This window comes from Streptomyces sp. SN-593 (genome assembly GCF_016756395.1).
Lineage (GTDB): Bacteria > Actinomycetota > Actinomycetes > Streptomycetales > Streptomycetaceae > Actinacidiphila > Actinacidiphila reveromycinica.
Genome location: NZ_AP018367.1, coordinates 24,103 through 46,032 on the forward strand (window position 1 = coordinate 24,103; position 21,930 = coordinate 46,032).

Genomic DNA, 21,930 nt, shown 5'->3' on the forward strand with positions numbered 1-21,930 from the left:
AGCAAGGGGCAGGCCGCACGGCCTGCCCCGGCACCGCCAGCCATCGCACACGTAACCCCCCACGCAACCCACACCACGGCCCCGACACCGGCTACTCCGTCCGTCGGTGACGCCCTGGACGTGGCAACAGCGTTCGTCGCGGCGTGGGCCTCTCACCAGCCCAACCCGGGGTGGCTCGTGCGGGTCGACGCCTACGCCACACCGGGATTCGCGGACGCTCTCGCCACCGTGGACCCGTCCCGAGTGCCGGCTACCCGGGTCACCGGCACCGCGAAGGTCACCGACACCGGTGCCACCGCCAGCACCTCGGCAGCCGTCAGCACCGACCAGGGCGTGGTGTCGGTCTCGCTGAGGTGGGACGGCACTGCGTGGAAGGTCGCCGATGTACGCCCCGACGCCCAGGCGGTGGAGTAGATGCCCGCAGCCGCGGTGATGCTGTCCAGCCGGGCCGGCCGCCGGATCGCTCTTACCGCGACCGCGGCTGGCCTCGCTGGCTGCCTCGCGCTGGTCGTCTCTGCCGGTGCGATGTTCAGCGCGGACGCCTCCAGCGAGATGGCCAGCGTCGACTGCCCGATCAGCGGCGTATCAGTTGGCGACGCCAAGGGCGCTGCCGCGGTCGACCTTTCCGGGGACCAGGTGACGAACGCTCAGACGATCATCGCCGTCGGACAGCAGATGAACGTGTCGGTCAAAGGGCAGGTGATCGCGATCGCCACGGCGCTCCAGGAGAGCAGTCTGCATAACCTCGACCACGGCGACCGCGATTCCCTCGGCTTGTTCCAGCAGCGCCCTTCACAAGGCTGGGGAACTCGTGACCAGATCCTCGACCCGACGTACGCCAGCACCTCGTTCTACAAGCACCTGCTCACCATCAAGGGCTGGGAGGACATGCCGGTGACCGTCGCTGCTCAGCGTGTCCAGCACTCTGCGTTCCCCGACGCCTACGCCGACCACGAGCAACAGGCCGTGCAGATCGTCGCTGATGTCGGCCCCAGTACCGGCAACATCACCCAGATCGACACATCCGGCTGCACCAGCGTCAGCAGCACGGCCACCGGAACCACCCTCACCATGCTCCAGGCAGCCCTGGACCAGGTCGGGAAACCGTACGTGTGGGGTGCCACCGGCCCCGATGCTTTCGACTGCTCCGGCTTGGTCATCTACGCCTGGCGTCAGGCCGGCCGGGAACTGACCGTCCGGACCAGTCAGCAGATGTACAACATCGCCACCCCGATTGCCAGCGGTCAGGAACAGCCGGGGGATTTGGCGTTTACCGGGTGGGGCGAGCAGGGGCCCGGGCCGGGGCACGTGATGATCGTCGTCAAGCGCGGCGAAGTAGTGGAGGCCCCGCACACCGGGAGCAACGTCAAGGTGCGTGCCTACAACGCCACGAACGAGAACTTGAAGTTCGGACGTCTGCCAGACTCCGCGCTCACCGACACCAGCTCCAGCACCTGACCGCGGAGAGGCAGCGAGGGCCCGGTCGAATGACCGGGCCCTCGCTGTTGCACGGATGTCTTTTGAGACACGATCGTATGGTGACTTGACATCTGTTCAGGCACTAAACACTATGGAGAGGTCGGGCAGCCGTCCGGCAAAACGCGAGGCGCGGCCCCGCTACCAACGAACGCCGCGCCCCGCCTCCTAGAGGAGAAGTCTATTGTCCATGACCACCCTGCACGCCGTACCCGACGCGCTCCGGATCAGCCCTGACGAACTCTCGATCGGCGCCGCCGCCCTGATGGAACTGGCCTGCGACCCCAACGACGGTGACAAGCTCGCCGCGGCCGCCGACCAGATCATCCCCCTCACCGCGCACCTGCGGGACGCGGCCGGCCTCGGCACCGACGACTCGGACTGGCTCTCCCTCGCGCACGCCGTCGGCGTGGTCCGCGAGAGGACCCACTGATCTCATGAGCCCCACCCCGAGCAGCTACCACGCCCGCGCCGTCCTGAAATCAGGCGGCATCTGGCAAGCGGTCGTCGACGAGCTGCCCGAGGTGCGCCCGGCGCACCGCTCCCTGAGCCAACTGGACACGCGACTGCGTCAGGCGATCGCGGATCAGCACGGAGTCCCCAAGGACTCCGTGCTGATCCGCCGGGACACCGCACAAGGAAACGACGAACCCACGGACACGGACGGGGTCCTGCTGCTGGTGACCATCAGCACCGGAGACACCGACCTCGATGCACGGATCGCCGAGGCCCGAACGATGCGGCTCCAGGCAGACCAACTCGCCCTGAAGGCCCGCGAACTGGCCACGCCACTAGCTGAACAGCTGGTACGCAAGAAGGGCGTCTCCACCCGGGACGCCGGATCACTGCTCGGCATCAGCGCAGCAACCGTCTCCATCATGACCAGCACGACCTAAGCTCCACCGGCCCATACGGGGGCACCACGCCCGGCTCACCACCAGGCGCCCCGTACACGGCCAGCACCACCTGACCTCACACCCTGCCCAACACCAGGGAGCCCTACCCATGCACATCATCACGCTTGCCCGCGCGGCCACGACCGCCGCCACCTGCCCGGACTGCGACGGTGCCGGTGGCGAGCCCGAGAGCAGCACCGACGAGGGCGTGTACCGCGAAACGTGGCGCACCTGCGGGACGTGCCAAGGACGGACGACCGTCTGATGGACGCCTACGACGCACTCCGCGCCGCCGCGGCCGCACTGGAAGCCGCTCAGAAGCAAGCCGAGCAGGCGGCGGCCGCCGCGGCCGCACTGGAAGCCGCCCGACAGCAGGCCGCCGCCGACCTGGCTGCGGCGAATGCCGCCGCAGCGGCCATGCGCGCTACCTCAGCGGCAGTGACCGCCGCCCGGGCCAGCTAGTTCCCCAACCCGCCGGGGCTGGGGAATCCCGGCCCCCTTTACGGGGCCGCAGAAGGCATCGCGCTGCCCGACAGGGCGACCGCGACAGCGCCACTGCGGCCCCGCCGAAAGGCCTCCATGAAACCGATCAACACCACCGCGCAGACGCCCCGGCAGGCCGCCGCCGCATCCGCGCTCGCATCGTTGCTGACCCACTACGGCATGCAACTGCCCCCGGTCATCGCCTGGCACATCGACGCCACTGGCGAGGTACGAGGGCGCCTCGCTGTGCCACCGGAGGGCCCCGTCGCTGCGATCCGCCGCGTCCACCGCGTGCTGGGCGGCTCCGTCACCAGCTACGAGCACGACGACGGCTGTCGCCACCTCAAGGCCACCATTCCACACCTCGGCCAGACCATCACGCTGTGGACGCCTACCGCGCCCTGACGACACAACACCGCCGGGGCGCGGCCAGACCACGTCTGCCCAACACCGCGCCCCGGCATCCGCATGTTCGCACCACCGGAGGATTCATGATCCGCATCTCCCTTCGTCGCCAGCGCCCCGCAGTCGACCTCGCTATGCCCGATCCTGTCGAGTTGCTCACCCATCTACGCACCCAGGTCGACGCCGCATTCGACCCGAGGGATTTCCCACCCGTCGTAGCTCCAGTGACGGCCCCCGAAGCGCAAATCATCGTGCGGCAGGCCCTGGAGCAAACGCTCACCACGGCGCGGACCATCGCGGCACTACATGATCGTCTCCGCACCAGCGCGACGCCGGACCGCATGATGCACGCCATCTACGAGGTCAGCTCCGCGTTGCAGGACGTGATCCCCGCACTCGTCACCGCGGCAACCAGCACCTGTCCGCGCCCGGACGACCAGTGACTGCCCGCATCCGACACCGGCCGCGCGACGCCGGCGCATCTGCGCGCCACCAGGCCCGCCGGCTTCGGCGTGCTGAGATCCGCGTCCAGCACCGTACGGCCGTGTGGTGGCTGCCGCCCGCGGTGGTCATCGGGTATGGGGTGCTGCTGATTACCTGGCGGATGTTGCCCAGTGCCCGCGTTCTGGCGCTGGCCGCAGGCGCGGCCTTGCCCACCCTCCTTGCCCGGCGCATCTACAAGGTCGGTCCCGAGGTCCGCCGTTGGCGGGTTGGCGCAGACGGCGAGCGTCGTACGGCGGCTCTGCTGGCTCCGCTGACGTGGGACGGATGGCACGTCGTGCACGATCGAGCGATCCCCGGCGGCGGCCGCGCCAACCTCGACCACGTCGCACTGCTCCCCGACGGGGAGTCCGCCGTCCTGATCGACACCAAAGCGTGGACAGCCCGGGCAACGGTAACTATGCGTCGGGGAACCGCGTACTGCGGATCTCGCTCCCTGGCCGAGACGATCAAGACCACCCGCTGGGAGGCGAAGCAAACTTCGCTCGCCCTCGGTGTCCCTGTCACACCCCTGATCGCCGTGCATGGTGCGAAGGTCGCCCGCGGCCGCCTCTCGCTGGGCGACGGACTGGTCATCGTCTCCGCTGGACGGCTCCGCAGCGAGTTGCGCCGCATCCCCGTTCAGCGAGACCCGCAGGCGGCGAGACACCTCGCCGTCCGGGCCGAAGGCGCACTCCCCCGCTACATCGACCAGAAGAGGACCGCCACCCATGCCCAGTAACGACGCCCTCAACGCCCACCAGTTCCTGCCCGTCGACACGACCATCCCGGACCCCTCGTTGGTGATCATGATCGGTGCCGCCGGGGCCGGGAAGTCGACGTGGGCCAGCACCTGGCCCGACACGCAGGTCCTGGAACTCGACAGGTTCCGGGCCCTGGTTAGTGACGACCCAGGGTGCCAGGAGGCCACCGGGGACGCTGTGTTCGCGTTGCAGGCCGTCCTGGAGGCCCGCCTGTCCCGCCGGAAGATGACGATCGTCGACAGCACGAACTGCGATCAGAAGGTGCGTGCCGACCTGATCGCGACCGCCCGCCTTCACGGCATGTCGACGGTTGCTCTGGTCATCGGTACACCAGCCTCCGTGTGTGTCGACCGTCAGAAGAGCCGGCCCGCGAACCGGCGCGTACCCGAGGCGATCGTGCGCGACCAGCACGCCGCTATGGTCGACGCGTTCGCTCGCCTGCCCGCCGAAGGGTTCGATCACGTCGTCGTCGCGGAGAACATTCACCGCCTCGAGGCGCTGCTGCAACGGGCCAGCGACACTCGGCGCGCCGATCTCGGCTGGGACAGCGGCGATGGCCTGGGCGACCTGCTGCTGGTTCGCCGAGTGCTCGGCACCGAGATCCTGCCGTTGTGGCGCTGGCGCGTCGGCGCGGATCTCGCCGACGGTGACCGCGTCGGTGAGATCCGCCTCGGACCGGACCGCATGATCCTCGCCCTGCGCGTCGACGTCGACGGAGAGGGCGATATCTGGTTCGACCTGCTCGTGGCCTGCCCGTATGACGACGACTGCGACGCCCCCGCGTGGCAGGCCGTCCACTCGGTCAGTGATCTGCTGGCCGCACACACCAACAGCACCGGGTCGCACCCCGATGCCGTCTGCACTGTCCACACGGACGCGCTCCGGCCGTAGGTCAGGAAATCGATTCCGATCGGCCCCGGCGGACTCCGCCGGGGCCGATCTCATCTGCACCCGGCCGCATGCCCTGACCTGCCGTACAGCCGACTAGGCGGCCCGGCACACGAGAGATACTGCGTCCATGAGCAGTAACGAGCTCCCGGACCTCCAGGTCGATGGTGAGTGGTTCCGCGCAGTGCCACCGCCGGCGGTCCCGGTGCCAGCCGCCAACATCCCCGAGCCCCACGGGCAGCCCGCGCTAGTCGTCCTGCCGGGTGAAGGCGTCCAGCACGACCTGAGAGTGCTGGGTGACATACACCGCGACGGCGACGGCAAAGCGTGGCTCGACGTCGTCGGAGAAGCCGACTACTGGCGCCGCCAGATCAACCCCGGCAGCATCGCCCAAACCCGTCGCCACCAGATCGACCATGTCTGGGTGGAACACCGTCTACCGCCCGACAACCGCGCCGTGCCGCCGCCACCCGCTGGAGAGCCCCAAGCCCTGCTGCGGCGCCTCGCAGCCGGGCCCGACTCCCCCAGCGCCCGTACCCCAGTGCCCGCGCGCACCGTGCCGCACCTGCACGGTCGACGCATCATCCAGGTCACCCCCCTAGGATTCGCGTGGGACCTGCGGGCCATCAGCGAGCCACACGAGAGCCACGACGGCGAGATCGTGCTCACCCTCACCTCGGCCTACGACTACCACCGTTGGCTGCTCACCGGCCACGCGCCTGATGGCGTCTCTATCCCGCTGTATCTCCTGTGGACCGAGTAACCCCAGGTTGGGGGAGACCTCGCGTGAAGCGTCGTAGGGTGACGCCATGCTGATTGCCAGCCTGAAGCCGCGGACCATGGGCGGCACGACCAACACGGGGCTTCTGGCCTACGCTCTCGCCCGCGCCGGCCGCCCCGTCACCTGCTATGACGCAGACGAGTCTCTCCAGCTCACGGCATGGGCGCGTGATGCCAGTGATTTCCCGTGCCGAGTCCATGAGGCCGACACCCCAGCATTCGCGGAGACCATCTACCCAGCGATGGATCACAGCCGGATCAACCTGGTGGACGCCGGGCACGCCGAGAACCACCCCGACATCGTGGACAGCGTGCTGGAGGTGGCGGACTTGGCCATCGTGACACTCTCGCCCACCACGGCGGACTACGACCGGCTGACCAGGCCGGAGCGCGGCACCCCGCTGGCGAAACTCGTGCGAAGGTCCGCCGCGTTGCGGCCGAGCGGGCAGCCGCCGGCCACGGTCGTACTACTCAACCGGTGCCAGGCCGGGGCCGCCAGCCCGAAGAAGTACGCCGATCTCCTCGCGAACGGCGGCAAGAACGGCACTGACCCGGCCTGGACTGTACTGTCCACTCGTATCCCCCGGCGCGAGGCGATCGCGTCCGCGGTCGGCTTCCCCTGCGACAAACCCGAGCGCAAAGCCCCGTACGACGCGCTCGTCACCGAGCTGGTCCACCTCGGACACCTGCCCGAGGCGCAGCGGTGAGCACGGTCGGCACCAACCACGACAGCGCGGCCCCGGCCCGCCGGGACCGGGCGCGGCCGTTCGTGCCCGAGCTGATCCCCGAACCGCAGGACCTGGACCGTACCGGGCCCCTCGACGCGCGCGAGCAGCGGGACCTGGAGCGTGTGCACGCCGCCCGCGACCACCATCAGGCCGCCAAGTGGATGCGCGGCAAGGCCCTCGAAAGCGCGTTCCGGCGGAAGCTGTACCGAGGCGAAGACGGGCAGCGCACTCGCCAGCAGTACCTCGATGACGAATGGGACGGCATCAGCGAGTCCGCCGCCTACCGCGAGATCAGCGAATGGCCACTCGCAAAAGAGATCTCCGATGTATGGGAGCGCCCAGCCCCGGACTCGCACATCCGCGCCCTGCTCGGCGCAGCTGAGTCCCGAGGGCACGAGCTGGTCGCGCACTGGTACGCCGAGTTGTGCCGCCACGGCCGACAGGCTGCACTGCGGGTGACCGCGGATGTCGTGACCAACCTGGGCGATTACCTACGATCGGGCGCCGATCCCCAGCTGGAGACGCTGTTCGTCCCTCGGCAACTCCCGCCAGGCGAGGCAAGTACGCCCGATGATGTACCCCCCCGCAGCACGAAGGCACCCGTCACTGGCACAGTCAGGCAGCAGCCTTCGTTCCCAAATTTGGGAACGACCGACGACGACATCGACGCCGGCCCGGCCGAAGAGCCCGAGGAACTGGTCCTAAGCGCCTCCCAGGTCGACCGGCTCAGCACCTGGCTCACTGCCGAGGCTCGAAGCGTCGGGATCAGCCCTGCACACGCTGCGGACCTCCTCGTGGATGCCCTTACCGGCCGACCGCTCAAAGACTGGATCACAGCAAACATCCAGATGTAGGACCTGAGTGCCTACGTCTGAACCTCGCGTGGATGCTCGCTGGTTGGAATTCGAACAAGGGGTGTCGTTGCTCAGTGAGCTCCGGTTCGTTGAGTGGGCATGGACGTAGAGGCAACCCGGGATTTTCCGCCGGTGCATGAGCTTGCGGAGGACGTGCTGCTGGAGTGGTTCCGACGCCAGGTCGCAGAAGATCCGGCGGGGGCGTTCGCGGCGGTCGAGCTGCTGGTGATGGCGGTTCACGAGGTGTCGTGTCCGGCGGTGGAAGCGGCCGCGAAGGCTGGGATCAGCTGGCACCAGATTGGCCGGGCTCTCGCCGTGCTGGAAGGAAGCGGGCTGCTCCTTCGTCAGGGGGCCGCATTGCTGCTCGGAGCTCCAGCCGCCGACCGTGCCGCCGAGCAGGCCGCGTTCGCCCGGCTTGTGGGCGAGGAACGGTCCGGAGACGGCGAGGATCAGGAGTCGGGATCGGAATGGGCCGAGCCTGCGGAGGAACAGGTCTGGTCAGCAGCAGTCGACAGATTCCGGGCTAACACCAGGGCTTCAGTCCCGATCGGTCCTGCGGGGCTGCCGAACGGGGGACGGCCCGGTGTCCGCGGTGGGACAGTGGGATCGGCCGGCATTTTGGCGAGGTAGTGGTCAACACGGCGACCGGCGTATTGAAGATGATCAGTCGCGTTGGGCTTCGCGAGAGGCCGGCCCGACCTCTAGGTTGCGGTCCACCCCTTGACGGCGGCGGCGATGTCCCTGACGTCTACGTTGCCGACCGCGGTCTGCTGCGCCAAGGTCAGCGCGTCTGACGGGGTGACCTTGACGGTGTATCCGCTGGCTGCCAGGTATGCGGTAGCAACCGCGATCGCGAACAGCTCGTTGCTATGCTCTAGCGCCGAGACCCTGATCAGGGAGTGCAGCAGTGCGGCGGCACGGTGATGGGCTTCGGGGTAGACGAGGGTTCCCATGGTCTCGTGGCGATGACGGGCCACGGCGGCGCCGAACGCGCCGTAGTCGGTGACGTCGGGGTCGTGAGGTACGTACGCGTGCGCGGCCGCGGACAGCCAACCCTCATCGATAAACAGCACCATCAGGCTGCGCGGCCGCCGATCGCGTTGGTACCGAAGGCCGCTGCGAAGGTCTCCGCGTTGTCCGCGATGGATGCCTGGAATGCCTGGTTGAAGCGGGCCCGCGCAACGTCGTCGGCCACGACGCGTTCGGCATACTGCGCCGGGTCGACGTGGGCCTCGGCCGCTGCCTGCTGAAGCTGTTCGTAGACCTCATCCGAGACCTCGAACCGAATTTCCTTCGCCATGCCCCCCACGGTAGCCCTCTGCTGGGGCACCGGGGGAGGGGGTTCAGGCAGCCAGCAGTGTGCGGGCCCGCTCGGTGAAGTCCGCGACAAGTCGGTGAGCGCCGGCGACCTGCTGCATCCGAGTCTGGAGGTCCTGGACTGCCTCGACCGCGCGGGTGCTCTTGACCTGCGTTGTCAGGGACAGCGTGCGCAGTCCGGCAGCGTGCGCGGCTTCCAGGTCGCGGCGCTGGAGATGGGAGACGGCCAGGGCGGCGTGCGACATGGCGCCCCGGCGGGCCCGGTTCTGTTTCCGTGCGTGTGCGATGGACTGGCGTGCGTGCTCTTCGGCTCGCGCGCCCTGTCCGAGGTCGCGGAAGGTCACTGCGTACTCGCCGTGCAGGTAGGCGGGGTCGATGAAGGTAGCCCATTCCGCCTCGTCACCGCCTTGCACGCGGGCGTACTCAGCCTCGCTGCGGAAGACGGCACGGGACGCCTCGGCGGTCTGCCCCATGCGGGCGAGGGCCCGAGCCTCCAGCGCCCAGAGGTCCGCCATGCACGCGGGCGACGCCTTGCCCAGGCCGGCCCGGCCTGCCTGCGCAAGGCGCCGGCCCTCCTCGGGGTGGCCTAGCAGTGTGGCCTGGTCGGCCATCCCGGCGAGGACGTGCGCCCCCAGAGCAGGGTTCCGTGACTCCTCTGCGAGGCGGAGCGACTGTACGAGGTACCGCTGCGCGATGCCGTGTTCACCGTTGTCGTATGCCATCCACCCCAGGAGGTACGTCTGCTCAGAGGCCGCCTCACAGAGCGCACGCCTGACGTCGTCCGTGTAGGTGCGGCGCAGTAGCGGGAGTACGTGGGTCGAGACGTACGCGGCGAGGATGAGCCGGCCGCTCCCGCCCCCTCCGAGGACGTCCATCTTCTGGAACTCCCCGAACATGTTCTTCACCGCGGTGACGTCCTCGAAGCGCACCCGCGGACCGGATTCGGGCTCTTGGTCAAGCGTCGAGAGGAGCCAGTCTCGGGAGGGCCCGACAGCGGCGACAGCGGTAAAAGGGGCAGCAGCAAGAAACGAGCGACGGTCCACGTCGGCCCTCCCCAGATCGGCAACGGCCTCTACCGTAACGGCGATCGACGGGTTGTAGAGGATCGCCCGGTCGGTGCTGGGTGCGTCAGAAAGCCCCAAATCGTATGTAGTAACTCGATAGCCGACTTCGCCCGAAATAACATCGGCGATGATGTCCGGTGCGGGTGCCCGCGGAATCTCTCCATCCAGCCAGCGTCGGACTCCTGTTGCATCAGGACTGATGTGCGGTTCTCCCCAGGTCAGAGCTGCGGCTCGCACGCGGCGGGCGAACTCGGTACGGCTCATGCCGGACAGCTCCAGGGCCTGCCGGAGTTTCGCATTCGGCCTCTTCGTCATGTGCACCTGCCCCTGTGAACCGACACCGTTCGACACCCCCCTTGACGGTACTCCGAAGCGCCGCGGGGCGGTTACCTGTAGGTACTGATCCACTCAGGGGGTTAGCCGATGCAAACGCTTGATCGCATTGCCTTCGCCGCTCAGCGCTTCGCCCGTGAGCCGCGTCAGGTGGGAAACGCACGTCGCTGGGCAAGTCGTGTACTGAGCACGTGGGGCATTGAGCAGATCGACACCATCGTGGTGTGCATGTCCGAGCTGGCGACCAACGCCGTGCTGTACGGGGCCGGCGCCCAGGTCCGGGTCCAACTCACCGGTTCCAGCGACCTGTTGAGGGTCGAAGTCCACGACCTAGGGTCGGGCCGTCCTCATCAGCGCTGCCCCTCCCCTATGGACGAACGGGGACGCGGACTGCTGCTGGTCGCTGCCCTGGCCCGGCAGTGGGCTGTAGAGCCCGAAGCAGTCGGCAACGTGGTGTGGGCTGAATTCGGCGTCTCATACCAGCGTGAGGAGGGGTGATGACGACTCCCTTTTCGCCCGTCCGCCCAAGCGCGGGTCTCCTCGCGACGGCCGCCGTCTGGACGTGGCTCGATGCCACGCCTGCCGGGCACATCGGCTTCTTCCTGATCGCGCACCCCCCGGCCCGTCGCGCGGGAGAAGATCCCGACGGCATCTGTGCCTCCATGTGCGGCCTGGCCGACGCGCTGGGATTGGCTCTGCCCACTGAGGTACTGCCGGATGTGGGTCCACGCCTGCTGCTGGGTCCCACAGCATCCGTCCTGCTGGAGTTGGACGACTGCCCCTTTCAGATGCACGCTCCCGTCGGCGCTACCTGGGCGCGTTTCGTTGCAGACGGCGGTCCCGTGGTCATCCTGACGGGCCTGGACCCACTCACGCCTTGCGCCCCCCGCCCAGTGGTGGAGAGCTACATCGCCACCGGCCTGCTGACTAGTCGACTGTTCCTGGGCAAGACCTGCATTGCATCCGGTCGGCCTCGATGACCAGATGACCACCCAGTCCGCCCCCGGCCGGCCCGCTAATCCGCCCCCCGACCGGCCGGGGGCACCTCGGCGGACTCCCCCGGCGCCACCTCACACCGCGCCCGGACTCCGCCTGAAGGGGAACGCCCCCGGCTCCATGTCTGCCCAACAACTGACCAGGAGCCGGGGGTTCTCACCCGACGTGGGTGTACAGCCCGTCGAGCCGATCCACAACGGTCCGCACGGCAGGCAGCGAACGGTCGCCGGCCGCTGGCAGGCGGAGCAGGTCGACCAGGCGCTCGCCACTCCACACAGCGGTGGCCACGTCGGCGCAGGCTCGCCACGCCTCGAACGCTCGGCATGCGGCCCGCCAGTAGGAATCGGCGGGATCACCGATCTCCGCCCATCGCTGGGCGGCCGCGATGTACTGGCCGACCGCCGCAGCCGCGTCACCACTCACCAGGAGAACCTGCGCGTAGACCTCCAGGGCCTGGAGCGCCCACGGATGGCGGTCTCCGCTGTCGGCGGTGATGTCGTCCACCAACTGGTGCGCGAGCACCACTGCGGCGCGAGGCCGGCCTCCGATGACGGCCGTGTCGATTTCGGCGAGGCGGGCCCGCCACTGCGCCGGGATGCGGTGGCCGGCGGGGTCGTCGTGCAGCTCGTCGCGCACGTGGCCGTCGCGGACCGTGCCGTCAGGTTGAACGTGGAGCTGCCACACGGGGCCATCGGGGTCGAGCGCGGTGACGTTGACAGGACGCCCACCCTCCCGGGCGGCGTCGACCACCACCTGGAGAGCCGCCGCACGGGCGGCGTCGACGTCGACCACCCCACCCGGCAGTGGCAGTTGGGCGCCGTCCACCCAGACGCCCCCGTCAGTCACCTCAATGGTCATGGTGTGATGCATGCGTTCCCCCTCTGCGCGGCTGGGCCTCTCACCTGGCGGGACGCCGTCCCTCACGGTATCCCGCGGTCCGCGACCCGCTCCGCCGAGATATCGGCGGACGCCTGGCGCCCTGTCAAGATTCCCACATGACACGCCGCGTACGTCTGGCATGATCGCCGTCCGTACCGATAGCGTCAGTACGTCGATGTAGATCAAGCGATGGGAAGGGTGAAATGCCACAGCACGCAGCGCCTGTGCCGGGCAGCACCGATCTCCAGGCGGGCGAGTCTCCGGATGCCCCTAAGCCGACCCGCGTCACCGCGGACCTGCCCGCTACCGAATTCGCACTCCTCAAAGCGTCGCGCGATCAGCACCGCGCCACCACGACCGACCTCACGCGGGCGCTACTGCGCATCCACGCGGCGGACCCCGACCTCGCCCGGAGGGTGGGTGCGGAGATCGAGCGCGTTCGCGAAGAGGAAGCTCTCGGGAAGGCCGTGAAGCGGCTACTCGGGATGCAGAAGCGTTCCGCCCGGATGGCGGCCCGGCGGAAGGCAGCGGCCGTATGAGCCCGTGAATGATGCGGGGCCCCCCGGCACCACCCGGCGGACCCCGCAAAAGCTGACCTCACACCCAGAGCCCTACCGCTAAGTCAAGGCGTTGCACCGCGTCAACGGTGTGGCGTGTTGTCTGCCCAACCCTTGAAGGGTAGCAATGTCGGCCGCGTTCTCCGAGAGCACCGCCTCATACGGCTTGATTCTGTCGCGCTTGAGCGCCGGTGGGTCACGCTTCGAATATCGCAGGTCACAGAAGGCGAAGGCCACCTGCCCTGCACACGACGACGCGGCCCCGTCGCTCGCGATCGACTACCACCCATCCGAGCGTAAAACGCTCATTTACTGCCACGCAGGTTGCGCCGCCGACGCCGTGCTGGGCGCGCTCGGCCTGTCCCGGGCGGACCTGTACGACGACCCGATGCCGGAGGGCAGGAAGCGCCGGCCGCTGAGCAGCGTTTCTCAGGACCGGCGCGCTGACCGCAAGACAGTGCCTACCCAGAAGGCACCGAAGAAGCCGGTTTGCGCCACTCCTCCCGGCAAGCGTGTCGAGACAGCCCGGTACACCTACGTCGACGTCGACGGCGTAGTGGTGGGGGAGAAGATCCGCCGGGAGTGCCCAGGCTGCTCCGTGTGCGAAACCGCTGAGAAGCCGGCGAAGTCCATCTCGTGGGAGCGGCCGAAGAAGACCGGTCCGGGTGTGGAGTTCCACATGCCGGAGGACCCGCCGCTGTACCGGCTGCCGGAGCTGCTGCGGTCCCTGCCAGGGCAGACGGTCTACGTCGGCGAGGGCGAGAAGGTCGTGGACGCCGCCGTCGGCATGGGGCTGCTGGCGACGACGAAGCCGGGGTCGGCGTCGACACGGTGGAATCCCGAGTGGTCCGCGCTGTTCACCGGGCTGCACGTGGTGATCCTCGCGGACCGCGATACACCGGGGTACCGGTCGGCGCGCGCGATCCGGGATGCGCTGTTGCCGGTCGCTGCATCGGTCTCGGTGCTGCACACCCCCGTCGAGACGAAGGGTGCCGACCTGGTCGACCACCTTGACGCGGGCCTGGACCTGGACGGCCTGGTCGCCGTGCCCGAGGACGTCCTCGACCCCGACCGGGCCACGGTGCCTACCATCAGCTCGGCGTCCGGCACGGTGCACACCTCGCCGGCCTCGGTCGGGGAGCCGATCGCGGGGGACGACGGGCGACCCAACCGCCGCGACGAATACACCCTGCGCCACGGCGAAGTCGTGAAGGTCACCCGGAAGCTGCTGGGCACCGACGATGAGGGCACCAAGCAGTACGAAACGAATTTCGACGTGATCCTGGGCGTGGCGGCCCGCATCGTGCGCGTCGAGTACAAGGACACCGCCGACACCCCGCAAACGGCGTCCACCGAGGACGAACCGGAGAGAGAGCGGGCGACCAGCGGCTACGTCCTGGAGCTCGTCCACCCCAAGCACAGCGACCAGCCCGTGCTCATGCACGTGAGCCTGAAGTCGTTTGACACCGGGGCGTGGCTGCACAACCTGCCCTGGCAGAACGTCTACTACAAGTCGAGCAAGACCGCCGTCAGCCAGATCCGCGACGCGATCCGCGCACTGAGCGAGGACGCCGAACGTGTCCCGGTGTACGCGGCGACCGGCTGGCGCCGCCTGCCGGACGGCCGACACATGTACGTCACCGCGTCCGGCGGCATCACCGTCGACGGCCTGGTGCCGCTGCGCACGTCGTTCCCTGGCCGACTGGGCCTGCTCGCGCTGCCCGCTCCGTCACAGGAGCCCAGCGAGATCCGCCGCGCCGCCCTGTCGTCGCTGTCCATCCCCGGATTCGTGCCAGAGTTCGCCGCAGTCGCCATGCTGGGGCTCGTCTACCGCGCACCGTTCGGCCGCTGCCCCTCCTCCATCTGCCTGTACGGCCTGCCCGGCAGCGTGAAGACGGGCGTCGGCACCATCGTGGTCCGCCACCACGCACCAGGGCTGTCCCGATCGGAGTCCCTGCTGTCCATCTCGGACACCGGCTCCACCCAACTCGGCACGAACGAAGTGCTCTACCGCCTCAAGGACACAATCGTCCTCGGGGACGACAGCGCCCCGGACCGCAGCGTCCGAGACGCCGCAGTGCGCACCAGCCGACTGAGCCGCACCCAGTACAACGGCGAGGGTCGCATCCGGCTGGTTTACAAGGACGGGGAGCTTGACCTCGACGAGCAGCGCGGCCCGCGCGGCTCGTTCATCCAGACGTCGGAAGTGCTCGCGTCTACCGACTCCGCGCAGCAGCGGATGCTCACCATCCACATGAACCGCGACGAGATCAACCTCGACAACGTAGTGGCCATCTCCCGCCCCGAGGTCGCAGCGGACTGCGCCCTGCTGACCGCCTCATACGTGCAGTGGATCGCGCACCGTTACGAGGAACTGCACGCCGAGGTAGGCGAGTTGGCCGACCACTATGCGCACCGGCTGCGCCCGTACTGCGGCGACCGGCCCGCTGAGCATCTGGGCCAGTTCGCCAGCGGCTGGCACATGATGCTTCGGTACCTCCAGGAGGTCCAGGCCGTGAGCGCCGAGGAGGCCGCCGGATGGTGGGCCACCGCCTGGGCCGCGCTGGTGGACGCCGCCGACCGTGAGCGCCAGCTCTTGGCCAACCAGGCGGCGCACCGCCGTCTGCTCGGCTACCTGGCAAGCGCCTTCGCCGCCGGGCGCGCCCACCTAGTGGGACAGGATGGTCTCTGCCCCTCGGACCGTCAGACCGCGATGCGCTACGGCTGGTCCACCACCGAGGCCGGCGCCGACCCGGTCACCCCCCCCGTGCTGCGCGCGGGAGGCACCCGGGTGGGCGTCGTCACCAGAGTGCAAGGGGATGGTGACCCCGAACCGGTGGAACGGCTGTGGCTGGACCACAAGACCGCGACCCGTATCGCGATCCGCGAGGCCCACGACGCAGAAGAGGCGTTCACCGCCACCGCTGACATGCTCACCGGCGCTCTGCGCCAGGCCGGCGTGATCGCGGTGGAGTACGAGTCCGTCGGCAATGGACGCTGGGTCAAGCCGCGGCGGCCGATGCCCGGCGGCCGCCGCCGTGTGTGGGACCTGGCCGCAGCGCAGTTGGACGAAGGAGACGGCAGCGGGGATGCCGCAGGGCTGCCGCCCCGCCCGGACACCCCGCCTACTCCTCAGCCCGCCCCGTTCACTCCCGTCGCCGGACCGCCGACCGCACAGCAGGCCGCTGCTCCGACATCCCAGCCGTCCGTTCCGCCGCAAACCCGCCCAGCCTCTGAGAACCTGGCGCCCGAGGTCACGGACGAAGAGCCGGAGGACCCGTTGACTCAGCTCGACTTGTTCGACAACACCGATGAACCCCCCACCCAAAACGGCCAGGAGGCCACCAGCGACCCGGCCGCCCCCTCCGTGGCTCAGATGGCCGCCGAGGATTCAAGCGGCCCGCAGAGCCCCGCTCAAGGCCCTGAGCGGGGCGTTGAGCCGCCGTACTACGAGAGCGACGGACCCGAGGACCAAGACCAAGACGACGACACGGACTCCGCCGCACCGACACCGTGGCGCGCAGCCGTGGCGGTCGCCGATGTCGATGGGCTGCACCTGCCGGACGGCGAGGTACTGCCGCTGCCGGCACCGGTCGCCCAGCTGCACGCCGGGCGCCTGGCTTGGCTCGTGGACGAACTCGGCCTCGGGCACGGCGGCCGCGCCCGCGGCACCGGAGTCAGCGCCCGCTGGCGTCCCGACGACGGCCAGATCTACGTCACCGAGGCCCTGGCCGAGGCCATGAACCTGCCGGTGCTGGAGGACGCCCCCGCCGACGAACGGCGAGCAGCACTGCAACAGCAGCTCGGTCACCCGTTCATCGCGCAGGCCCGCGCCGACGGCTGGACCGTAGAACGGTGGGGCGACCCCCTGCGTATCTGGCGAGTCCGGGAGGGCGGCGGCCGTAACATCTCCGCACAGATCGTCATCGCCCCGTACGCGGTGCTGCACGGTGACCGATTCCTGGAGGACAACCCCGCCCCAGCCCTGATCGCACGTCGTGTGCAGCAGCTCGCCGACACGGTTGGCGTCACCTACAGGCGCAGCCCCGGCACCACCGGTCACGAGCTGCTGCGGGCGATGCGGCCGAAGCGCGGGCGGCGGGCCGTGCCGCTGGACCGCGCCGAGTTGCCGCCTCCCGCGCTCGAGTTCCGCAACCTGTACACCGCCCGGGTTTGGGACCGCCGACCGACCGAGGCCGAACTCAAGCGCCGGTTCATCCTTTCCTACGACGCGCGGGCCGCGTACCTGAGCGTGTGCAGCTCGCTGGCGTGCGGACGGGGCAAGGTGGAGCACCACACCGCGCCGACGTTCGACCCCAAGGTGCCCGGGTACTGGCTGGCGAAGCCGCCGGCCTGGCAGCACTGGGGCACGTTCAACCCCTTCGGCCCGCACCGCGAGGACGGAACGCCGCGCCTGTACCTCACGCCCACCCTGGCCTACGCGCAGAAGGACCTGGGACTGGACATCGAGGTGATCGAAGCCTGGATCTGGCCCGACCACTACCGAATGTTGGAGCCCTGGTACAAGCAGCTCTCTGCCGCCCGCAAGGCCCTCGGTCCCGACGCTGACCCGACCGTGGGAGGCACCGTCAAGGACGTGTACACACACTCCCTGGGCCTCTTCAACTCCGATCACCTGCGCGGCAACCCTGCACGCGACATCGACGCCTCGGAGCTGTTCCGGCCCGACGTCCAACAGGCTGCCATGGCGGCCCACCAGGCGAACCTCACCCGCGCGATCATGAAGGTGCACGACGCATCGGGGCTGCTGCCGATCGCGGTCAAGACCGACTGCGTCTACTGGGTCGTCGACGACCCGGACTTCGCCACCGCAGTTCCCGGGCTCAAGCTCGAATCGCACCTCGGGGCGTTCAAGCCCGAGGGCGCGGCGCTCGCCGCCGACATCTGGCCCCACCTGCGGCCGGGACGATGGTTCCCCACCGGTGACGCATTCACCACGCCCGAGGAATGGAGCTACTGATGGCCATCCGAGACCAGGCGGCGGTCCTGTGGCAGGCGTGGATCGGCGACCTCCCGCGCACCGTGGCCGACCGGGTGCGCCTCATGGGCGGCGCCGCCCGGGCGGCAGATGCGGTCGGTGTTAGCCCCGGCACTGTGCGGCGCTGGGTCCGCGACGAACGGCAGGCCACCACCACCGTGACCGGGGCGATCAAGACCCACGGCGGAGTGGACGAAGCCGCCCGCGCCGCCGGCGTCACCCCCCGCACCATCCGGGCCTGGGCACGTCAAGAAGCCCGCGGCCGCGTGCCCGGAGTGCGACAAGCGAAGCACATCGCCAAGCTCACCGCTGCGGCGGCGGACAAGCGCGTCTCCGATCAGCCCACCGGCAACGCGGCCAAACTGGCGCGGGCCGTGTTGTCGTCACCGACGGCACGGCAGTCCGCGATGAACGGCCGTCGAGCAGCTCGGATCTCCAACTCCGGTGCACACGTGGCGATCCGGGCCAAGGTGACCGTGGACACCGGCAAGCGCAAAGACGAGCGGTGGCGCGACATCAGTGTCAATTTCAGCAACGACGCGATGGGCCCCGCCACCGATGCCTTCCTCGCCGGCGACAACACCGGCACCCTCGATGCACTGAACAACTTGTTCGGGGAGCGCTACGCCCCGGGCACCGGGTGGAAGTTCACCGAGATCCGCTCCATGGAGATCAAGGGATTCGGCGGACCAGGCAGCACGTTCTGACACTGACGACGAAAAAAGCCGGCGCCCTCAGTCCGCCGAGGCGGGTGGCACGGGCGCCGGCCACCAGACACACCACCGTCGAAGGACTGCGATGCGCAGCAGTCAGTGTATCCAGTCGCATCGTGCGGATCTCTGCGTCGGCGCGCCCATGTGGCGTAATTGATGTTATTCGGATAGCGTTTTTTAGTTTCTACTGTTTCATTCCACGACCCGAAGGGCTGCACGTGATCCACGCTGGCCGCCGAGAGCACGTCATCACCAGCGCCGAATTGGCAGCTGCCGAGGGCTATACCATCGGGAGCTGGCGCACCAAGAAGCTTGCCCGCGTACCAGGCAGGCCCGGCCCCATCAGCCACCCCACGGCCCGGACACTCCTCTGGGACGCCGAGCAGCAGCTCGCGTACCGAACTGGAGCAGCGGTCCCTGCCCTAGACATGGCAGCCCACCCGGACGACCTGCTCGACCGCAACGAGGCTGCCGCCCTGGTCGGCGTCGACCCGGACTCCTGGGACCGATACATGCACCCAAGCTCACCTGAAACCGAGAAGCCGATCACTGTCCACGGCGTCGACCACTGGCCACGGCACGCCATCGAACGCTGGCAAGCGAACAGGCCCGGGCAGGGGCACGGCGGGCGACCAGGCGGGGCGGGTGACTGGCTGCCGCGCGACGAGATCCAGGGCGCCGTTGCCGACCTGCTCGACCGCCAGCCCACCCTGCCGACGACCGCCGTCTCGCAACATCTCGGCATCTCATATGGCGCAGCCCGCCGCGCCGTCTCGCAGCATCTCGGCCAGCGCCTAGCCGACCTGCTCGGCGATCAGCCGGACATCAGCGACACCGACGCAGCCCGCGCCCTTTCGATCGTCGGCGACGATGCGACGGCTCAGCAACATGCTCTCGCCGCCGGCACACTGCGGCGCCTGCGTCCCTACGCTCACGCACTGCATCGGCTCGCCGCTGCTGTTCCATACGTCCGTGAGGTCGCCGCGCACCTCAACAACGTCGGTATTACCGTCAACCGCGGCCCCGAATTTTCCGTACGCAGCCAATCCGTCACCGCCGTACTACTCCTCGGGGACAACGCCGCCGCACCGGCCCTGGTCTGGAATGAGCATTATGGATGGCGTACCGCCGCCGGACGTCGACACCCACACGCAGGCACCGGTGAACCGCCCACAGGAAAAGGCATCCAGTACCTGACTGCCAGCACCAACCCAACAGCCGGAGATCTCGCCGCAGCACTGCTCGATAAACGTCATGACACTAAACGCCCTCGGCCAATTAAAAAGAACACATCTCGATAAGAACGCCAAATAAAACATTATCCACCGAATAGAGTGCAACCCGCAGCTGGCAACACCGGGCGGTCGATGTGGTGGTGCTCCACCTCGATGCCTCGCTCGCCGCGCCATGCGGCCCACACCCGCAGGGCGATCTCCTCGGCGGCCGCCACCGATCGATGGCGGCCGCCCTGGCACGCCACGGTGAGGCGGACCAGGCAGCCCATGGGCACCTCGTCAGCCAGGACTTGGAGCTGGACGGCGGCCCGCGCGATCAGCTCGCGGGCTCCGGATGTGGCCAGCACGTGGGCGCGCACCGCCGCGTCCAGCCCGGTTCCGTCCCGCAAAGCGGGATCGTCGGCGGGATTACGCAGGGCGCGCCGCAGATCAAGGTAGAGGCCGGTGTCCACTAGGTCGTGGGCGCCCGCGTGGCGGACGCCAATGGAGCGGATCACAGCAGCAACGGGGCCGCGCCCGTCAAGGAATGTCGTCTGCATCCCATCACGATCCCCGAGGCGCCGTCGGCAACGGAAGGGGTTGCCCGTTGCCCATGAGCCCGGCCCGTCCGGGGACCCTACAAAAGCGGTAGGCCAGTAGGCCACCCCCAAAAAGTAGCTCCCACCTGCACAGATACAACACAGAGRACCCGGTGGCCTACTGGCCTACACCCTCCAAAAAACCCACATCAAAGATCACAGCGTGTCGACACCGAACAGCGGGCRGSGCGCGGCGGGGCGCGGCGGGGCGCGGCGGGGCGCGGCGGGGCGGGAGCGGCGGGGGCTGGGCGCAGCACTCCGAATCAAGCCCGCGGGAGCGGGTGGGGGGTGCTGCGCACCCCCACGGGACACGCGGCCGCTGCGCGGCCGCACTCCACCAACGCCTCTCCTGGGGGTGCTCCGCACCCCCAGGAGAGGCCGGCCACTACGCGGCCGGCCCGAAGGGGATTCGGGGTGCTCCGCACCCGAAAACCCGCCCCCGAAAAAACCCAGTAGGCCAGTAGGCCACCCCCAAAAAGTAGCTCCCACCTGCACAGATACAACACAGAGAACCCGGTGGCCTACTGGCCTACACCCTCCAAAAAACCCACATCAAAGATCACAGCGTGTCGACATGCCCTATTGATGAAACTCGGATAGATTTAACTCGTTGGTCCGGTTCGTGGCACAACCGGCCTCACCAGACGCACCACCACAGAGAGGACACCTCATGGTCGTTGTGAGCCCCAAGGACTTGCGCGAGGGCGATCTCGTCACCATCGCCGGGAACACCGAAACCGTCGCCAAGGTCACGGATCAGGGCGCGTGGATTCACGTGTACACCATCAGCAAGGGCGGACGCCCGTATCTCGTGCGACCGTACGAGCGCGTACCGCTCCTCCGACGCTGAGCAAGGTCTGACCTGCCTCCGGCCAACGGCCGAGCAGGTCCCGGGCAGTGGCAGCCCACTTCACCAGGCATACCCCACCACCAGGAGGACACCGTCATGACCACCGTGATCGACACCCAAGGGCATGTCCTCGGCATCGCAGCCGAAGGCGACACCAACGACATCATCGGTTCCATCACCGAAACGATGCGAGCCCGAATGATCATGGCCGAAGCGGGTTGGGGCCCAATCCAGTCCATCGAGCTGACACCGCAAATCACCATGCACATCGGCCACAGCCCTTTGATTTTCCTCTTCGCCCCCCGCAACGAACTCGCCGAACGTCTGGCCAACAGCTACGGAAAGACCGTCAGCGCGAACGGACTCGCCATCCTCACAGGGCCGACCCTCGAACAAGGCCAATCAATGCTCATGCCGAGCGCAACGCTCTGCGAAGTTTACGACCGACTCGCACCAATCGCTCAAGAATTGAGCATTGAACTCACACACGAAATGACCGACGCAACTGAAGAAAACAAGGAGTAACCTCCGAGCGGTATCCGGCGGGATCGATCCCGCCGGATACCGCTTTTCTCTATCCGCTTTAGCGGATAGAGAGGAATCTACGCATTACGCTTTAGCGTAATGGCGCGATCTGCGTTCGGCGCGAGGCGCC

At 68.5% G+C, this 21,930-nt stretch carries 27 protein-coding genes; 22 read left to right on the forward strand and 5 right to left on the reverse strand.

Annotated elements, in window-relative coordinates:
• The first annotated feature begins 120 nt into the window (after positions 1 to 120).
• The 14 genes from RVR_RS37095 to RVR_RS37160 all read left to right on the forward strand — a co-directional run bounded on the left by RVR_RS37095 (position 121) and on the right by RVR_RS37160 (position 8,384).
• On the forward strand, positions 121 to 414 hold the full coding sequence (locus RVR_RS37095) for a hypothetical protein (protein ID WP_202239987.1): 294 nt from the start codon (positions 121 to 123) through the stop codon (positions 412 to 414).
• Positions 415 to 1,458, forward strand: coding sequence for a C40 family peptidase (locus tag RVR_RS37100; RefSeq protein WP_202239989.1), 1,044 nt, complete (start codon positions 415 to 417; stop codon positions 1,456 to 1,458).
• A 208-nt stretch (positions 1,459 to 1,666) separates the two neighbouring features.
• Positions 1,667 to 1,909: a hypothetical protein gene (locus tag RVR_RS37105; protein WP_202239991.1), complete on the forward strand. Its 243-nt coding sequence runs from the start codon at positions 1,667 to 1,669 to the stop codon at positions 1,907 to 1,909.
• 4 nt (positions 1,910 to 1,913) lie between these two features.
• The gene (locus tag RVR_RS37110; RefSeq protein WP_202239993.1) at positions 1,914 to 2,372 is read left to right on the forward strand and encodes a hypothetical protein; all 459 of its coding nucleotides are present in this window, start codon (positions 1,914 to 1,916) and stop codon (positions 2,370 to 2,372) included.
• Between the two features lie 109 nt (positions 2,373 to 2,481).
• Positions 2,482 to 2,637 carry a hypothetical protein gene (locus RVR_RS37115; protein ID WP_202239995.1) on the forward strand — a complete coding sequence of 52 codons (156 nt, stop codon included), beginning with the start codon at positions 2,482 to 2,484 and terminating at the stop codon, positions 2,635 to 2,637.
• Entirely contained in the window at positions 2,637 to 2,834 is a 198-nt protein-coding gene (locus RVR_RS37120) for a hypothetical protein (RefSeq protein ID WP_202239997.1), read from the forward strand. The genes RVR_RS37115 and RVR_RS37120 overlap by 1 nt, the downstream gene beginning before the upstream one ends.
• A gap of 117 nt (positions 2,835 to 2,951) precedes the next feature.
• Positions 2,952 to 3,260, forward strand: coding sequence for a hypothetical protein (locus tag RVR_RS37125; RefSeq protein WP_202239999.1), 309 nt, complete (start codon positions 2,952 to 2,954; stop codon positions 3,258 to 3,260).
• Positions 3,239 to 3,703 (forward strand): hypothetical protein, encoded by a 465-nt coding sequence (locus RVR_RS37130; RefSeq protein WP_202240001.1) that lies wholly within the window; start codon positions 3,239 to 3,241, stop codon positions 3,701 to 3,703. The genes RVR_RS37125 and RVR_RS37130 overlap by 22 nt, the downstream gene beginning before the upstream one ends.
• A gap of 101 nt (positions 3,704 to 3,804) precedes the next feature.
• Entirely contained in the window at positions 3,805 to 4,482 is a 678-nt protein-coding gene (locus tag RVR_RS37135; RefSeq protein ID WP_202240003.1) for a nuclease-related domain-containing protein, read from the forward strand.
• Positions 4,472 to 5,395 carry an ATP-binding protein gene (locus RVR_RS37140; RefSeq protein WP_202240005.1) on the forward strand — a complete coding sequence of 308 codons (924 nt, stop codon included), beginning with the start codon at positions 4,472 to 4,474 and terminating at the stop codon, positions 5,393 to 5,395. Before RVR_RS37135 ends, RVR_RS37140 begins: the two co-directional genes overlap by 11 nt.
• Positions 5,396 to 5,522: 127 nt before the next feature.
• Positions 5,523 to 6,155 (forward strand): hypothetical protein, encoded by a 633-nt coding sequence (locus RVR_RS37145; protein ID WP_202240007.1) that lies wholly within the window; start codon positions 5,523 to 5,525, stop codon positions 6,153 to 6,155.
• A gap of 46 nt (positions 6,156 to 6,201) precedes the next feature.
• The gene (locus tag RVR_RS37150; protein ID WP_202240009.1) at positions 6,202 to 6,879 is read left to right on the forward strand and encodes a P-loop NTPase family protein; all 678 of its coding nucleotides are present in this window, start codon (positions 6,202 to 6,204) and stop codon (positions 6,877 to 6,879) included.
• Complete coding sequence (locus tag RVR_RS37155; RefSeq protein ID WP_202240011.1) at positions 6,876 to 7,754, forward strand: hypothetical protein; 879 nt, start codon at positions 6,876 to 6,878, stop codon at positions 7,752 to 7,754. Before RVR_RS37150 ends, RVR_RS37155 begins: the two co-directional genes overlap by 4 nt.
• A gap of 99 nt (positions 7,755 to 7,853) precedes the next feature.
• Positions 7,854 to 8,384 carry a hypothetical protein gene (locus RVR_RS37160; RefSeq protein WP_202240013.1) on the forward strand — a complete coding sequence of 177 codons (531 nt, stop codon included), beginning with the start codon at positions 7,854 to 7,856 and terminating at the stop codon, positions 8,382 to 8,384.
• A 71-nt stretch (positions 8,385 to 8,455) separates the two neighbouring features.
• Here the strand turns inward: RVR_RS37160 and RVR_RS37165 are convergent, their stop codons facing one another.
• From RVR_RS37165 to RVR_RS37175, 3 genes are read right to left on the reverse strand one after another with little or no spacing between them, the layout of a single operon-like run.
• A complete protein-coding gene (locus tag RVR_RS37165; protein ID WP_202240015.1) occupies positions 8,456 to 8,830 on the reverse strand; it encodes a fic family toxin-antitoxin system, toxin component in 375 nt (124 codons plus the stop codon).
• On the reverse strand, positions 8,830 to 9,054 hold the full coding sequence (locus RVR_RS37170; protein ID WP_202240017.1) for a hypothetical protein: 225 nt from the start codon (positions 9,052 to 9,054) through the stop codon (positions 8,830 to 8,832). Before RVR_RS37170 ends, RVR_RS37165 begins: the two co-directional genes overlap by 1 nt.
• 43 nt (positions 9,055 to 9,097) lie before the next feature.
• Positions 9,098 to 10,450 (reverse strand): NsdA family TPR-like regulatory protein, encoded by a 1,353-nt coding sequence (locus RVR_RS37175; protein WP_202240045.1) that lies wholly within the window; start codon positions 10,448 to 10,450, stop codon positions 9,098 to 9,100.
• Between the two features lie 108 nt (positions 10,451 to 10,558).
• Between RVR_RS37175 and RVR_RS37180 the strand changes: the two genes are divergently transcribed.
• Together RVR_RS37180 and RVR_RS37185 are read left to right on the forward strand one after the other, a co-directional pair.
• A complete protein-coding gene (locus tag RVR_RS37180; RefSeq protein ID WP_202240019.1) occupies positions 10,559 to 10,966 on the forward strand; it encodes an ATP-binding protein in 408 nt (135 codons plus the stop codon).
• Positions 10,966 to 11,448, forward strand: coding sequence for a hypothetical protein (locus tag RVR_RS37185; protein WP_202240021.1), 483 nt, complete (start codon positions 10,966 to 10,968; stop codon positions 11,446 to 11,448). The genes RVR_RS37180 and RVR_RS37185 overlap by 1 nt, the downstream gene beginning before the upstream one ends.
• 172 nt (positions 11,449 to 11,620) lie before the next feature.
• On the opposite strand, the gene RVR_RS37190 is transcribed toward RVR_RS37185, so the two are convergent.
• Positions 11,621 to 12,334, reverse strand: coding sequence for a hypothetical protein (locus tag RVR_RS37190; RefSeq protein WP_202240023.1), 714 nt, complete (start codon positions 12,332 to 12,334; stop codon positions 11,621 to 11,623).
• 233 nt (positions 12,335 to 12,567) lie between these two features.
• On the opposite strand from RVR_RS37190, the gene RVR_RS37195 reads away from it, so the two are divergent.
• The 4 genes from RVR_RS37195 (at position 12,568) to RVR_RS37210 (ending at position 19,913) form a co-directional block, all read left to right on the forward strand.
• Positions 12,568 to 12,882 carry a hypothetical protein gene (locus RVR_RS37195; RefSeq protein WP_202240025.1) on the forward strand — a complete coding sequence of 105 codons (315 nt, stop codon included), beginning with the start codon at positions 12,568 to 12,570 and terminating at the stop codon, positions 12,880 to 12,882.
• Between the two features lie 145 nt (positions 12,883 to 13,027).
• Positions 13,028 to 17,881: a hypothetical protein gene (locus RVR_RS37200; protein ID WP_202240027.1), complete on the forward strand. Its 4,854-nt coding sequence runs from the start codon at positions 13,028 to 13,030 to the stop codon at positions 17,879 to 17,881.
• Positions 17,881 to 18,606, forward strand: coding sequence for a MerR family transcriptional regulator (locus RVR_RS37205; RefSeq protein WP_202240029.1), 726 nt, complete (start codon positions 17,881 to 17,883; stop codon positions 18,604 to 18,606). The genes RVR_RS37200 and RVR_RS37205 overlap by 1 nt, the downstream gene beginning before the upstream one ends.
• A gap of 122 nt (positions 18,607 to 18,728) precedes the next feature.
• Positions 18,729 to 19,913: a hypothetical protein gene (locus tag RVR_RS37210; protein WP_202240031.1), complete on the forward strand. Its 1,185-nt coding sequence runs from the start codon at positions 18,729 to 18,731 to the stop codon at positions 19,911 to 19,913.
• 17 nt (positions 19,914 to 19,930) lie between these two features.
• On the opposite strand, the gene RVR_RS37215 is transcribed toward RVR_RS37210, so the two are convergent.
• Positions 19,931 to 20,344 (reverse strand): RapZ C-terminal domain-containing protein, encoded by a 414-nt coding sequence (locus RVR_RS37215; RefSeq protein WP_237405509.1) that lies wholly within the window; start codon positions 20,342 to 20,344, stop codon positions 19,931 to 19,933.
• A 751-nt stretch (positions 20,345 to 21,095) separates the two neighbouring features.
• Here RVR_RS37215 and RVR_RS37220 point away from each other — a divergent pair.
• Together RVR_RS37220 and RVR_RS37225 are read left to right on the forward strand one after the other, a co-directional pair.
• Positions 21,096 to 21,275, forward strand: coding sequence for a hypothetical protein (locus RVR_RS37220; protein ID WP_202240035.1), 180 nt, complete (start codon positions 21,096 to 21,098; stop codon positions 21,273 to 21,275).
• Between the two features lie 96 nt (positions 21,276 to 21,371).
• The gene (locus tag RVR_RS37225; RefSeq protein ID WP_202240037.1) at positions 21,372 to 21,800 is read left to right on the forward strand and encodes a hypothetical protein; all 429 of its coding nucleotides are present in this window, start codon (positions 21,372 to 21,374) and stop codon (positions 21,798 to 21,800) included.
• The last annotated feature ends 130 nt before the right edge of the window (positions 21,801 to 21,930 follow it).